The sequence below is a fragment of the Hungatella sp. L36 genome (assembly GCF_014288035.1).
Genome location: NZ_JACOPC010000006.1, coordinates 322,611 through 338,347 on the forward strand (window position 1 = coordinate 322,611; position 15,737 = coordinate 338,347).

Below are 15,737 nucleotides of genomic sequence, written 5' to 3' on the forward strand. Positions count from 1 at the left end.
GCAATCCTCTCTGTCTACCGTTCATCATCACTCTTCACAAAATAACAGCACTTCTGGATTGTGCGAGCAAATCTGTTTTTCTTTTGGCGGAAGCTTCATATAATCACCGTACAGAACTTCCAACATTTTCTTATAAGATAAAACTATCATGAAGTCATAGTTTTCGAATTTTATGCTTGTATAAATATCAAAGAGATCTTCCGGATAATACCTTCTGATATTTTCTGGTGCAGAAAAGCTTACAACGTGGTAATTATCTTTACAGGTTTTGTATTTTGTTACTGTACGGTCACAAAATTGTTTTATTTTATCCTTAATAGACTTAGGGAGAGCTAACATCAGTCTGGACACGTATTCTAAGACTTTTCCATTACCTATCAATGGATAATTTCGTGTGTAAACCAATCGAATTGCTGCAACAAAGGATATATATAATTCAATGGATTTCTTTTTAGGAACTTTATCAAATGGAAAGATATCAACCCATATCCCATGGTGACCTTTCTGTTTTACTTCTTTCTTACCAGCAAGAACCGTGTTATCTTTTCTGATTTTTGAATGGTTAAGGGAAGTATACGAATTATCATCCGTTCCCTGCAGGTAAAACCCCTGCACACCTTTTTCTCGCCATAATTTTATAAACCTCTCATATTCTGTTCTTTCCATTCCTATGTCAATATCATCATCCCACGGAATGAATCCACCGTGTCTTACTGCACCCAGCGCAGTGCCTGCAGTCAATGTATATTTTATTTCGTTTTCCCGGCAAAAATCATCAATGGTTTTTAGAATATCAATCTCTGTTAGTTGTAATCTTCTTAATGTCTTTGAATCCATCTTTCAATACCTTTCACAGTAATAGAATATGATGCTGCAATTATCTTTTTCGTAACTTCTGTGCTATTACCACCAGTGCCTTGGGATTGATTCCCCTGTATAGCAATCTGTTATTAGGTCGTACAGCGGATATCAATTCTCCAACAACGATATTTGTAAAAATTTGTGTTATCAGCGACGCAAGCGCAGCCCCCATAATACCCATTCTCGGAATCATCCAATAATTGAGAATAACATTTGCAAATGCACCTAAAAAATTTATTTTCCATAAAAAAGATTGTTTTCCCTCTGAAAGAATCCAAATATCCCGAATAGTACCTATATATGAGAATGTAGTAAACCATACAATTACTCGCAGAACATTTGAAGAAGTATTATACTCAGAGCCATACATTACACCAATAATTACACTTGAAAATGCTGTTATGACTAGACATTGTAATAAAGAAAAATAGAATATTATTGTATATAAATATGATATATTATTCTTAAACTGCGTCTCATTTTCTTGTTTACTCTTGAAAATTACCGGTCGCATGGAATCTATTATTGCCACGAATACAAAACTTGTCATACTCGCACACGTCGCGGCCGCTGAATAATACCCTACCGAAGCATTATCCATCATCATCTTAATCATCACTTTATCTGTCTGTGAAAAAATGGTAACCATTAATCCAGACAATATGTAATATTTGCTTTTATTAAGCATCCTATGAGCTGCATTAAGAGAGAATCGAAATTGCAAATTAGTTTTCTTTTTGAAAATAGAAATCAACATTCCTGCTAATATCATATACTCCAATGAATGAGAAACTGAAAACCAATATATATTTGCCTTTCTCATTAACAAGCAAATTTGGAATACTGTAATACTCCCATAAGAAATCAGCATTGAGCTTGCTGTGTATTTTGACAATAATTTTGCCTGAAACCAATACTGAACCATTTCAACAGCTTGAAATAATAATAATAAGCTATACAGGAAACATACAATATGGGTCTCAGTTTCTCCTGCATTTGTCACCATTGAAAACGTAACTACTCCAATAATACACAGCAGTGCCGATAATGTATTCAGTACAATTGAAGTGCCTAAGATTTCTCCCTGGTGGTCCGCATCATTTATTAGTTCATGCACTAAAATTGCGTCCAATCCAAGTTTCATTACAGGGGTCATAAATGTTACCAAACTTGCCGCATAATTGATTAGTCCATAATTTGATGCACCTAAATACCTTGCTGTAAGAATTGTAACTAATAATGTAAGAACAGCTTTTACTAATTTGTATCCAATAATCCATGAAGCATTGTCTATAATTTTTTTCTTATCCATCAACTATTATTTCCTTTTTGAATATAAATATATTAAAAAAATCCATTTATACTTCAAAGCTGTTTGAGCCAGGATTACCTTCCACCCCTTATTAAAATCAGACTTTTTTATACATAGGTTATAGAATTCGTCATTCAAGTAAAGTAAAATTTCTTTTTTTATAGTTAAGTAGTTTTCTTGTCTGTAAAACTGGGATACACATACATTAAATAGTCTATGCGTTGTGTTTCGATAAATTTGTTTCTGTATATCCCCATAGGTTGTATCCATTGTATTTTGAAAATGGGTTGCAATTATCTTAGGCACACCCCAATCAAACGGTTTACGATTTTTTGTCAAAGATGTTGGATTAAATCTGTAAAAATATCCACACTCTGCTGATATATACAGACTGTCAGCATGAAACACACAAGGTTTTACGCAAGCTGCATCTTCTCCGATTTTAATCTTGCGCGGAACAAGAGTCTGGAATCGAAGATATAATTCTTTTTTAAATGCTTTTGCCCACAGATTAGCCGGAAAACCTGTCCCTGATTTATCTTCGATCAGGTTTAATAAAAACAGGTTTTGAATCTTTTCTTTTGTATAATAACCAACGTCAGCATCAAACCGCTTATATTCCCTACTATCACCGTTTGTCCAAACAGCCCCTGAACACAATATGTCCGGAGAAAACCTCTCTGCTATTTTCGCAAAACTTAAAAGATAGTCTTTTGCAACCCAATCATCACCATCAACACAAACAATGTAACTCCCCTTAGCTGTACGAGCCCCTTCAATTCTTGCGCTTACTAATCCACCATTTTCTTTGTGAATTACCTTTACTCTTTTATCCTGGTTTGCATATACGTCGCAAATATGAGCACTTAAATCTGTCGATCCATCATCTACTACTATTATTTCAATATCATGATATTCTTGCTCTATCAGACTGTTTAAGCAGTCTTCAATATACTTTTCCAGATTGTAAACCGGTACAACAACACTAAATAATGGCATAGAAAAGACTCCTCTTAATCTCAATTTGCACCGTACAATCCCCTATCGATACAGCTGGTACGGAATAATATCTGATTGCCTCAATATCACATATGACAAAATAAAGAGGCTAACCGCGTAAGCACAAATCAACACTTTTACTACAAGTCGACTGTCTTTTTTAAAGAAAAATGGTAACTGGGCCATCAGAATTATGCTTGGCATATTATAATAATAAATTGAAATTCGTTTGACATATGTGGAAAAATATCCGGAGAACTCAAAGCAAACCCCAATCATCATTAAGATAAACAATAATTGGTTTTTGGGATTTATTGAAATAAATCTTTGCCTAAACATAAGCAAAAAAAGCAATACCATAAATTTCAAAATAAAAGAATAGTTATTACCGCTGCGAACCACATCAGACGCATACATTGCATATCTTGAAAAAATACCTGCCCCGCCAAGCATACCTAGTATATTTTGAATATTGGCAGTTAACATCCCCGCAAGAATAATAGCTGCAATCATTTTCCATGAAGTTTTTCCTTCACTATTTTTCTTATTATAAAGAAAATAGATCGGCAGTGAAATAATTGCAGTTACATGAAACGCCATTGCAATTGCAATAGTGATAACGTATTTTAACAACTGTTTACTGTATACATAGCGCAGGGCATATGCTGTTATGGCAACAGCGGCAGTCTGCTTCATAATATTTAATCCATCAGAAAAAATACTGGTTAAAAATAGAAATGAGCACAAATACAATGAAAGATTAAAATAATTATCTTCCATAAACTTAAAAGCCATATAAGAGATAACGAAAGCGTATAAACCAAAGAACACTTTCTGTCCGCCAAACAGTAAGGCTATCTTTGAAAAAAGAAACGTTCCAAGATTATAAATGCTGATGCCATTTGTTAATATCCCAGATAAATTTTGTCTGGAGTACTCTTCGTATATGTAGCAATAATTTATATAATCAGTGCCAACTTCAAATCTTACTGCAGCAAAAACAGCCAAACAGGTCGCTGCAACAAATACTGCAATATTACCCTTATTTCTGTTTACAGTAAGCCTTTTAGATGAACAAAGCGTTATAAAACCTGATATCAGCAGATAAACCAATAAATATAATGCAACACTCGCAACAACTCCCATCCAGCTCACCTCTTCTCCAGGTTTTAATTAACCAGCTCATCATATATTCTTTTCATATGAACCGTTACATTTTCCAGTCCAAATACTCTGATTTTATCCTGATTATATTTTCTCAATTCATTTTTTCTGCAATGACTGTATTTTAGAATCTCAGTTATCGATTTCTTAAGGTCATCAGAGCTTTTAGGGTTAAATAAAAGCCCGCCATTTTTGTCTATTAAATCTGAATTCCCCCTAATATTGCTCACAATGCACGGCAAACCGCATGCCATTGCTTCCATAAGTGAAACGGACAATCCTTCTCTGAATGAAGGAAATACAAACAGATCAGCAGTTCTGTACCACTGCCTGACATTACTGCAAAAACCGAGCAGATGAACTCTATCATTAACCTGGAGATCTTTGGCCAGATTTACCAGAGATTGTTCTAAATAACCTTTTCCGGCTATAGCATAATGCAAGTTATTTAAAGCTGAAGTGTCAGCCATCATTTTAATAACAACTTCATGGTTCTTATTTTTATTTAGTTCTCCTACCGAGAGTAACAAGATTGCTTCATTACCTGTTCCTATACTTGCACGGAGTTCAAACCTTGATACTAATTTTTCAAGTTCCTCGTACCCCTTACCTGAAATTTCAGAGTGCTGTTTTCTGCTGCCTTTCATTACCTCTGACAAATCAGATTTCCCGATAACAGAAGCATTTATCGCCCCCATATCTGCAAGATTTCTTAGCTTTATCTTACTCAATGCTTTTTCGATATCATCTATGCTGTTTGGATCAAACAGATATCCACCTTTTTCACCTTCAATTAATTCTGTATTGCATCCAATATTGCTGCATAAAACTGGTTTACCACATGCCATCGCTTCCATTAATGCCAGCGGCAGTCCCTCCTGTAAGGATGGAAACGCAAATATATCCGCGCTTTTACATAACTCCGAAATATCTGTTCTGAATCCGAGTAACTTCACTCTATCTTCTACTTTTAGTTCTTTTATTATTTGCTGATAATAGTCAAACAGATCTCCTTTGCCGGCAATTGTAAGAAATACATCTTCAAAGTCAGCAACAGCTCTAATCAGTGTTTCATGATTCTTTCTTGGTATTAATTCACCAACTGAAAGAACCCATATTTTTTTGTCAGGAATTCTCAGTTCAGCCCTCTTATTATTTGTTTCAGTACCTGCCTCAAATTTTTTCAGATCAATGCCGATCCCAGGAACGTACTCTATTTTTTTTGCTTTCATTTTTTTCTTAGCAAGTTCGTAATCTTCCTTATTAATACAAATCAACACATCAGTAAAATATGAACAAAGCTTTTCTACCGGGTAATATAGCAGCCAGTTTTTTATTGGGGCTCCTTTATAAAAATGAAATCCATGCGCAGTATATACAAGCTTTGTCTTTGTAATTTTTCCTGCTATTCTTCCTATAACTCCTCCAATAGGGGAATGGCAGTGTATAAATATATAGTGTTTATCTTTGAGTAATCTCTTAACCTGCTTAAACGCTTTCACATTTCTTCTGATGTTCGTAATATTTCTGGCAAAATCAATCTGATACCAATTAACATGAAGATCATTCAATGTCCCCAGCAGCATCTTAATCTTTTCATCCGTACACGAACTGCCTTCTATAAAATTACAAGCCACATCAACCTGATATCCCATTTCCTGAAGCAGCTTAATATTAGGAATATTGAATTGATCAATCATAGAGGCCACAGAAGCCAACACTAATACTCTCTTCATATCCAACCTTATCTTTCTGTCAAAATAACAGACTTTTCAAGTGAATTGATTCTATAGTCTTCTTTATACTCACTCATCTGCATATCGTAAGCAGAATCTCCAAACGCCTTCGTTGCAAGTACACCAATCCTTCCTGGAATTTTCATCATCAATTTTATTCCCCATCCAAAGCCTGATACCATGATTATCTTATGCTGCCTGACCGCTGCAATCATTCTTACCATATCACTGGTAACGGTATACTCTCTATTCTGAGGAAAGAATACCCCAGACTCTTCGTTATCAACCATCAGCCTGATAAACTCACACAGATTATCAATATGCAGCATAGAACGCTTATTCTTCACCACAGGGAATACGGGCAATCTAGCTGCTAATTTTGCCAGCTCCGGATAATTTCCCCTGCTGTTTTTTCCGTATATCATTGGCGCTCTGAGGACCACTACTTTAAATTCAGTTGTTTCTAATTTTCTGACCTTTTGATCAGCCTGCCACTTAGAATCTCCATAGCAATTCAATGGTATCGGTATATCTTCTTTTGTAATAATTTTCTCTTTACATCCTGAATATATAATCATGGAAGACATTAAGATAAACTGTCCTGCGCCCTCTTTTTTCGCCTTTTGAGCCACCTCTATGGCAAGGTCTGTATTAACCCTATAGTAAAGCTGTTTCCGCTCTTCAGAGATATTATCTACGTCAGCATGGGCGATTCCCGCCACATGAATAATAACATCATACTGGCCAAAATCTTTCTCTCTCCATGAACCATCTATCATATCAATAGTATCAACAGAGTATGCCGTTGGAGACTTACTTAACCAATTATCTATATTGACACCTATATAGCTATTTGCCCCGGTTATCAGAACCCTCTTCATATTTTTGTTTCTTCCTTCTTGTTCATTTCTCCAGTGCCGCCCTCAACTATGCCATCGCTTCTAAGAACGCAGACTATCGTCCCAATCAAACACCTTACATCAAACAACAGGCTCATCTTCTTAACATACTCTCCATCCAGTTTCGCTTTCACATTAATTTCAAGTTCATCTCTGCCATTAATCTGTGCCCAGCCAGTAAGCCCAGGTGTAACGGCATTGGCACCGTATTTTGCTCTTTCCGTATAAAGATCGTCCTGATTCCAAAGAGCCGGACGAGGCCCTATGAATGACATCTGCCCCAACCAGATATTAAAAATTTGAGGGAGTTCATCCAGGGATGTCTTTCTTAAGAAACCACCAACTCTGGTAATATACTGCTCTGGATTTTCAAGCATATGTGTTGGAACATCATGAGGTGTTGACATTTTCATAGAGCGATATTTGAATATCTGGAAAAACTGCTTTTCACTACTTTTATCCCTTCCAATTCTTTTCTGTCGGAAGAAAATCGGTCCTGGATTGTCTGCCTTGATGGCTGCTGCAAGAATAATCCACACCGGTATCAGTACAATAATTCCTAAAGTTGATAAAAAGATGTCTATTAACCGCTTATAATAAGCTTTATACATACCTTATACTTCTCCCTCTGCTCAGGTAGTTATCTGCGATGCGACTTGAAAGAACCAGGCTTTGTAACCGACTTAATAAAAATCTCCACCATCACAAAATGCCGCCGCTTCCCTCTCCCCCTGAGTTTTATACGTATACTCCGGCACCACGGCCTTCACTGCCTCATGGATATCACGTTCCAGCTTTGCCTCCTCCCCCAGTTCTCTCACCTTCTTAAGAATCACAAGCGGGTCCATCGGATCCGGATGGCCAATAAATATTCTGTCATTAGCGGTCTTCGTCTTGCCTTCCTCATTCAGCAGTAATTCTTCAAACAGCTTCTCCCCCGGCCGCAGTCCAATAAACTTAATCTCTATTTCTTCATACGGCACATAGCCGGACAGACGGATCAGATTCTCGGCAAGATCCAGAATCTTGACCGGAGCCCCCATATCGAGAATAAAGATTTCCCCGCCTTTTGCATAAGCACCAGCCTGAAGCACCAGGCTCACCGCTTCCGGGATCGTCATAAAATACCGGATGATATCCGGATGTGTAACTTCTACTGGTCCACCGGCTTCGATCTGCTTCTTAAAAAGTGGTATGACGCTTCCATTGCTCCCCAGCACATTTCCGAATCGGACCGCTGCAAATTCCGTTGAAGACAATTCATTAAATGACTGGATAATCATTTCGCAAATTCGTTTTGACGCCCCCATAATATTGGTAGGACGAACAGCCTTATCCGTTGAAATCAAGATGAATTTCTTTACTCCGTATCGGCAGGCCGCTTCTGCTGTTTTATACGTTCCCATCACGTTGTTCTTAATTGCTTCATTCGGACTGTCTTCCATCAATGGCACATGCTTATGTGCAGCGGCGTGATAAATAATGTCCGGACGGTGCTCTGCAATTACGCTGTTAATCCGCGCAGTATTTCGGACAGAGCCGATTAAAACCACCAGATCCAGCTCAGGGTGCGTTTTCTTAAGCTCCTGTTGAATGTCATAGGCATTATTCTCGTAAACATCAAAGATAATCAGCTGCCTGGGGGAATATCCGGCTATCTGACGGCATAGTTCGCTTCCGATCGAACCGCCTCCGCCGGTTACCATCACCACCTTGTCCTTCACATAGGCCATTACATTGTTTAACAAAAGTTCAACCGGCTCTCTTCCCAATAAATCTTCTATATTGACTCTGCGAAGATTGGAAATACTGACGTCTCCGTTGATCAGCTGATACACACCCGGGAGAATTCTCAGCTCACAGCCCGTTTTCTTACATATATCCAGGATATCTCTTATTTTCTGCCGTTCTACCGCTGGCATTGCAATGATAATCTCATCAATGTCATACTTTTTAACACTCTCTTCTATCAAATCACGGCCTCCGATAATCCGGACTCCATTGATCATTTTTCCCTTTTTAGCAGTGTCGTCATCAATCATACACTCTACGGTCTTATGTAAATGGCTGCTGTTTTTAAATTCCCGCAGCAGCATGACTCCCGCATCACCAGCCCCCACGATCATAACCCTGCCGCCCGGTTTTCGATGGCTGGCCTCCAAATGAATGCGAACAATGCGCAATATACGATAGGAGTACCGCGAAACCGCTACCAGAGACGTCATGATCACAAAACTCATTGGATAATAGCTCCGCGGCATTGGAAGGTTCATAATATGCATTCCGAGGATCTGCAGTATCATAGATAAGAATCCGGCACAGATGATATTGATCAGTTCTCTGACACTGGCAAATCGCCACAGACTGGCATAAAGCTGAAATATCACGAAGCACAGTAGAGTTATGGCCGTATGAATCAGCCAGTAATCATAGGCACGTTCCAGATATATCCGGTTTATTCTGCCAAAGGACATGTCAAACCGAATCCACAGCGCCAGAAAAGAGCTAAAGTTAATGATTACAATATCCAGTAAAAAGAGCAGCAGAATCACTGCCTTTGGTGCTTTTTGATCCCATATATTTTTCACTTCATATGCCTCCCAGATTTATCACTCAAACACCCGTCTTTCTATTTTTAATTACATCTCTTTACCTCCAGACCGTTTTTCCTCCAGACCACTTCTGTGCAATCGTTTTTGGCCATGCTTCGCCAACTCACAGTTTTGTCAAACATCAATGCTGTAAGCAAACCGGCCACATGGATTTCATATTCCCGAGTACCAAATATTTTTTTCTGTTATGCTCAATTACTCCGACACAGACTCTAAATAAACCTTCAGCAAATTCACAGCCCCCTCCCGCACACGCCCATCGCAATGGGATAGCAGATTGATAATTTGCTTCTGTTCCTCCAATCTTCCGTTTCTGCCGTCAGGAGAGATACCATAAATCAGATAGTCCAGTGATAATCCCATCTCTGTCGCCAAAAGAATCAGCATTTCAACCGACATCCCACATCTTCCATTCTCGATATCGCGGTAATATCTCCCATTCTTTCCGATTCTTTTTCCTATCTCTTCTCCTGTCAGACCCATTTCACGCCGACGGCTGCACAGACGCCTTCCTACTTCCTCTCTGTCATAGGTCACCATATTATTCCACCTTTCGTATTTTCCAAACCTACAACATAATAAACATTATGTTGTAGGATAACTTCACAGAGTCGTTTTTCTGCTGCCTTTTTCTGTACGAATAGCGGTACAAAGAGCATTTGTTTTACAAAACTTATGAATTTTAGCGGGTTTTGATGGATTTTGTTACATTTAGAGTTGAAATTAAATGAAATGCGTGCTAGTATAATATGGAATTTACGTTTAAAGCATATGTATAAACTACGTTTACAACATAATGTTTATTATGTTGTATATATCAAACCACCAATCTCAGTAAATCCAGCTGCTTCCGGTGCTCCTTCCCAGTAGAAATCATATAAATTCTCGTTGTGCTGATATTGCTGTGCCCCATTACATCTGCCAGCTTTACAATATCTTTTTCGATCTCGTAAAAACATCTGGCAAACAGATGGCGAAGATTGTGCGGAAATATTTTATCGGCAAGGACTCCGGCGATTTGAGCCAGATTCTTCATTTCACGCCATACATTACTTCTGTCTACGGCCTTACCGGCTCTCGTAATAAATACTTCCCCATTTTCAATTCCCTGTTTCTGAATATACAAAAGCAGTTTCTTCCTCATTTCTCCCGGTATCATGATCCTGCGGTTCTTTCCTTTGCAGCAAACTTCTGCGAATCCCTGCTTCACCGCTTTGACCGATACAAAACTGAGCTCGCTGATCCGGATTCCGGTACAGCATATTGTCTGCAGAATCATTTCCAGCCGGACATTCCCGCTTTCTCTAGCTGCTTTTACCAGACGGATATACTCCTGTCTTGTCAGTTCCATTTCCTCCGGGCAGAACGCCTCCTGCTGTATTTTAAGCTGCTTTACACGAAACTCTGGGTGGTCCATCCAGCGAAAAAAGCTGTTTAAGGATGCAATCATCGTATTAATGCTTCTCGCTCTGTAATTTTTCTGTAAGTACTCCTTGTAGCCGATTATCTGCTCTTTTGTCACCGGCGCCTCTTTCAGATAATCCAAAAACTTATTGATATCATGAATATATTTGTCTATCGTCGCCCTGCTCTTTTCCTCCAGAATCAAATACTGCTTAAATGATTCCACTGCCTGTTTTCCGATTCTTTGCTCACTCATTTCAATTGCTCCCTTCCTTTTGCTTTTACCATTTTTACCCGGCGCCCCCCAGCTTCGCATACGGTAATCAACCACTCTGCTGCCGGCAAAAAAAGCTCCTTTTCGATAAGAATTGTATTATTTTAATTCTTACCAAAAAGGAGCTGATTACTACTCTCAAAATAAATTTATTTCATAGCTTTATTATTTGCGTTTTCTATTTCTATAACTGCAGTTAATTTATACCCAAAAGTCCCCATGCCAAAAGTTCACATGGGGGCTTGATCTCATTTTTATCTACTTATATCTTACTATCTATCTTTATATCTATCTTTACCTCTTCTCACCAGTGCCGGGGAAGTCCGAATCTTTTTCTCCGCAATCCATCTTTTCCTTCTCTGCCTCCCCTTCATACACCCTGAAATCACACCGCCCCGCCCTTTTCACCTCATACAACGCGATATCCGCGTTGCGGTACAGCTCTTTGAAGTTTTCTCCGTCCCTCGGATAAAAGACGACGCCCAGACTGCAGGAGACTTCTCCTTTTTCCGGGTACTTCCGCTTAAGCAGGTCACAAAGCTGAGCGATTCTGGGAATCACATCCTGCTCGCAGGTGATATCATTTAAGAAGACCATGAATTCATCTCCGCCGATCCGGCCGCAGATGTCATTTTTTCTGAGGAAATGTTTCAGTATTCCGGCGGTCTCCTTGATGACCTGATCGCCGAACTGATGTCCGTAGCTGTCGTTCTGTACTTTAAACTGATCGATGTCCAGCATAATCAGTGCGTGACGTGCCGCTGGGCCGCTCTCCTCCAGAGCCTCTGTCACCCTGGTCATAAAGGTGTCGCGGTTTAAGACTCCTGTCATTCCATCGTGTTCCACCCGGCGCTGCAGCCTGAGCGTTTCCGTTTTCTCCTCGTCGATATCCAGCGTCATCATAAAAAGCCGGACGTCGTTATTATATGGGTCAGCAATCAGCTGGACGGTTGCACGGACCCAGTAAAGGCTTCCGTCGTCCCTTTTTCTCAAGTAATCCATGTTACCGGAGGACTGCCCGTTATAATAGCGCAGCAGCAGTTTATCTCTGTTAAAGAAATTATAGAATCTTGCCCGGTCTCCTTCATATACGAACCGCTCTGCGATATAACGCACCGTATCTGTGTATTTTTCAAATGGCCTGAGATAATCAGGGGGATCGTCCCCTGCCTCCACGGCATCTTTTGTCAGATTATACTCATAATAGCCGATGGTCTTGCCTTCCTGCGCCTTAAAATGCTGGCTCCATTTCTGATAAGTCAGCTCTTTCTCCCGCTGCTCCGTAATGTTCTCACTGGAAATAATGGCGCGGCGGGGTCTCCCCTCGCTGTCGTAAATCATCGCAAATTTCGCGGAATACCAGCCGGTGGTGCCATCTTGTTTCCTCTTTTTGACGACTGTCTGTCCCTTCGGCTTTCCCTGTATGATGGATTCGTAAAAATCAATATATTCCTGTCTGCTCTCCTCGTCGATGGTCCCCGACTCCACAATGCTGTACGGTGCGTTGTCTGCAACAACAGGTAAACCGAATTCTTCCGCGGTTGCCTCCGGCTGAAAAAGCCGTCTGTTCTCCACATCGAAAATATACATGTATTTATCCGTGAGTGCAAAGGCAGTTTTGCTCTCCTCCATGCTCATGCGGATCTCTTCTTCCATCCGTTTCCGGTCGGCAATATCCATCAGGGAACAGAGTACGCTCCCGGGTATATTCGGGTCGTAGGTGCACTGGACCAGCAGCCACAAAATTTTTCCCGTACTATGTACTCCCCGGTATTCCATCTGAAATTTTGTCTTGCCGCGCACGACCTGATCCAAAAGGTTTTTATGGATCATCTGAAAATCCGCTTCCGGCAGAATAAATCTGGCATTTGTAAACCCCTTTTCCTCTGCATCCTGCGAAGTATAGCCATAGATATCATAGTAAAACTGGTTCGCATACAAAATTGTCAGATCATCATCCAGTGCCACCTGGCAAATACCACATGGTACCAGGTCCAGTATGTTCTTGTAGTGCTCCAATATCGATCCTTCCATATGTCTGCCGCCTTTCCCGTCCGATGTCCGCATCTTGTTTCATTATATCCTCTCGAAGGATAACTGTACAGCCGGATTTCCATAAAAAATGCGGAAGCCCTGTAAACCTTACGTTTTCTGGCTTCCGCACTAAAAAGGGGAGGATAAGTATTCACTCATCTTTGGTATACTCCTATTTTAAACCAAAGAGAGATTTTTATACACTTCCCAATTAAATTATTTCTGTTTTTATTTTTTCGTACCGTTTTTTATCAGTGTCTTTTAAATTTTTTAAAAGGCCCTCCAGATAGATGCGGTCGAGGTTTAGCTTCGCCTTCCATTTCTGACCGTCGGGCTCCAGTGCCTTTTTCTCCAGCGCTTCCATCTCTTCCTGACACTTCCGGATCCGGGCTTCCAGGCCCGATACACTCGGCCCCTTCATAATAACCGGAAGATCCAGCGTTCTTGTCAAAAATTCCTGCATGGCCGTTTCCGCCGTCTCATCAGCCCTGAAAATCCGCAGGAAAAGCTCCCGGCACCCGCGGTAAAAATCTTCCTGTTCCGACTCTTCGTCTCCGCCGCCGTTTACCAGAAATCCGTGGTCGGAGGGGATCAGGCACACAGCCCCTTCCCGGACAGTCTCCAGCGAATAGGCAGTCTCCTCAATCCCATGTTTTTCCATGATCTCGCGGACAAGATCGGATAAATACCATCTTAATTCATCCATATCGCTCCACCTCAAACTCAACCGTTATTTCACGTATTATTCCCGATTCTTATAATCCCACTATTACTCCAGTCCCTTATTCTTCCATTTACCAATCCGGTAGAATACCACGGTCAATACCGCACCCAGTACCCAGGAAATCAGAAGGGATACCCAGATACACTCATATCTGCCGCCCGGAAGCTCCGGAGTCTTCGTAAAGTGAGCGATGCCGTATGCCAGCGGAACACGGATAAATACCGTCGTTACGATGGAAATCCACATGGGGGTCATGGTATCACCGGCGCCTCTCATGACACCGGAGAGACTCTGTGTCACCGCCATGGCGATATAGCCGACCGCAAGGATCTTCATCATATTGGCGCTCAGCGTCACCAGCTCGGAGGTATTGGTGAAGATACCCATCAGATATTTTCCGAAAATCAGAATCAGGCCCGTGATCGCCGCTGACGTTCCCGCCGCGATGATGGTTCCCTGTTTTGCTCCTTTATGTACCCGGTCGAACTCTCTCGCACCTACATTCTGGCCGGAATATGTAGTCATCGCCGTACCAAAGGAGAAGTTCGGCATCATGGCGAATCCATCCACACGCATGATGATAACGTTAGCCGCAATCACCATCTCGCCGAAGCTGTTGGTCAGCGACTGAACCACGACCATAGCCATGGAGAAGATGGCCTGGGTGATACCGGACGGAAGCCCCAGACGCAGGATCGTCATGATATTTTCCATATCCGGCTTTAAATATTTAAATTTCAGATCAAAGACATCCGTCATCCGTTTCAGCTTGAAGAAACAGAGGACCGCGGATACCATCTGTGCAATAACCGTGGCCAGAGCCACCCCCGCCACGCCCATCTGCAGGCCCGCCACAAACCAGAGATCTAGGACAATATTGATGACCGTCGCTACCAGCAGGTATACCAGGGCCGACAGCGAATCTCCCAGCCCTCTTAAAATACCGCAGAACATGTTGTAATATGCCACGCCCATGATGCCTACAATCAGAATCAGCAGATAAGAGGTGCACCAGTCAATAATGCTGGCCGGCGTGTTCAGCATCTTTAAAAGCGGCCGGATCGTCACCGAACCGAGGACCATAATGATCAGCGAGGACACCGCGGTAAGAGTGATCGTGCTCCCGATGGTCTTCGATAAGCTTTCTCTGTCCTTTGCTCCAAAAAACTGGGACACCATGATGCTGGTTCCCATCGATATACCAATAAAAAGTACCAGCAGCAGATTTAAAATCGGGCTGGCACTTCCAACCGCCGCAAGGGCGTTATCTCCTACATACTTTCCGACTACGATACTGTCTACCGTGTTATAAAGCTGCTGTGCGATATTGCCGATCAACATGGGAATCGTAAAGATAACGATCTGCTTCCATGGTTTCCCCACCGTCATATCTGTCTGTGCAAATAAAGCTTTTAACTTTCCACCCATACGTTCTTCCAACTTCCTTCTCTTTCGAAATAAACGCCTGATCTCAAGACTCTGTTTTCAGGCGAATATATCTATTATATCGAATATCAAAGGAAACTACAAGCTTTTTTCCGTATGTCCCAAATAATATCGTAACAGTTCAGCCTTCGCTTCCAGCTGCTGCTGCCCGGCCCGGCGCTTTCGTTTCCTGGACCTTTCCTGTGACTTTGCAGGGCATTAGCAGTTCTTAATGCGCAGAATTTTTCGTTCAGGGGAAATCCCCACCTGTCTGAGCGCAGCGAGTTTGGGGA

At 41.1% G+C, this 15,737-nt stretch carries 13 protein-coding genes; all 13 read right to left on the reverse strand.

Annotated features, from left to right (window positions below):
• Positions 1–27: 27 nt before the first annotated feature.
• Positions 28–837 carry a LicD family protein gene (locus tag H8S80_RS17085; protein WP_117632523.1) on the reverse strand — a complete coding sequence of 270 codons (810 nt, stop codon included), beginning with the start codon at positions 835–837 and terminating at the stop codon, positions 28–30.
• 40 nt (positions 838–877) lie between these two features.
• A complete protein-coding gene (locus H8S80_RS17090; RefSeq protein ID WP_187049061.1) occupies positions 878–2,173 on the reverse strand; it encodes a flippase in 1,296 nt (431 codons plus the stop codon).
• Between the two features lie 6 nt (positions 2,174–2,179).
• Positions 2,180–3,172 (reverse strand): glycosyltransferase family 2 protein, encoded by a 993-nt coding sequence (locus H8S80_RS17095; RefSeq protein WP_117632521.1) that lies wholly within the window; start codon positions 3,170–3,172, stop codon positions 2,180–2,182.
• Between the two features lie 42 nt (positions 3,173–3,214).
• Positions 3,215–4,318: an EpsG family protein gene (locus tag H8S80_RS17100; protein WP_117632520.1), complete on the reverse strand. Its 1,104-nt coding sequence runs from the start codon at positions 4,316–4,318 to the stop codon at positions 3,215–3,217.
• Between the two features lie 23 nt (positions 4,319–4,341).
• Positions 4,342–6,072: a glycosyltransferase gene (locus H8S80_RS17105; protein WP_147338559.1), complete on the reverse strand. Its 1,731-nt coding sequence runs from the start codon at positions 6,070–6,072 to the stop codon at positions 4,342–4,344.
• Between the two features lie 8 nt (positions 6,073–6,080).
• Positions 6,081–6,953, reverse strand: a complete 873-nt coding sequence (locus H8S80_RS17110; RefSeq protein WP_117632518.1) for a sugar nucleotide-binding protein — start codon at positions 6,951–6,953, stop codon at positions 6,081–6,083.
• Positions 6,950–7,582 carry a sugar transferase gene (locus H8S80_RS17115; protein WP_117632517.1) on the reverse strand — a complete coding sequence of 211 codons (633 nt, stop codon included), beginning with the start codon at positions 7,580–7,582 and terminating at the stop codon, positions 6,950–6,952. The genes H8S80_RS17110 and H8S80_RS17115 overlap by 4 nt, the downstream gene beginning before the upstream one ends.
• Before the next feature lie 72 nt (positions 7,583–7,654).
• Positions 7,655–9,550, reverse strand: coding sequence for a polysaccharide biosynthesis protein (locus H8S80_RS17120; protein WP_412304038.1), 1,896 nt, complete (start codon positions 9,548–9,550; stop codon positions 7,655–7,657).
• 228 nt (positions 9,551–9,778) lie between these two features.
• The gene (locus H8S80_RS17125; RefSeq protein ID WP_117632516.1) at positions 9,779–10,123 is read right to left on the reverse strand and encodes a helix-turn-helix domain-containing protein; all 345 of its coding nucleotides are present in this window, start codon (positions 10,121–10,123) and stop codon (positions 9,779–9,781) included.
• Between the two features lie 277 nt (positions 10,124–10,400).
• Positions 10,401–11,243 (reverse strand): tyrosine-type recombinase/integrase, encoded by an 843-nt coding sequence (locus tag H8S80_RS17130; RefSeq protein WP_117632515.1) that lies wholly within the window; start codon positions 11,241–11,243, stop codon positions 10,401–10,403.
• Positions 11,244–11,555: 312 nt separating this feature from the next.
• Positions 11,556–13,295, reverse strand: coding sequence for a sensor domain-containing diguanylate cyclase (locus H8S80_RS17135; RefSeq protein ID WP_117632514.1), 1,740 nt, complete (start codon positions 13,293–13,295; stop codon positions 11,556–11,558).
• Between the two features lie 211 nt (positions 13,296–13,506).
• Positions 13,507–14,001 (reverse strand): hypothetical protein, encoded by a 495-nt coding sequence (locus H8S80_RS17140; RefSeq protein ID WP_117632513.1) that lies wholly within the window; start codon positions 13,999–14,001, stop codon positions 13,507–13,509.
• Between the two features lie 63 nt (positions 14,002–14,064).
• A complete protein-coding gene (locus H8S80_RS17145; RefSeq protein WP_002603744.1) occupies positions 14,065–15,447 on the reverse strand; it encodes an MATE family efflux transporter in 1,383 nt (460 codons plus the stop codon).
• Between the last annotated feature and the right edge of the window lie 290 nt (positions 15,448–15,737).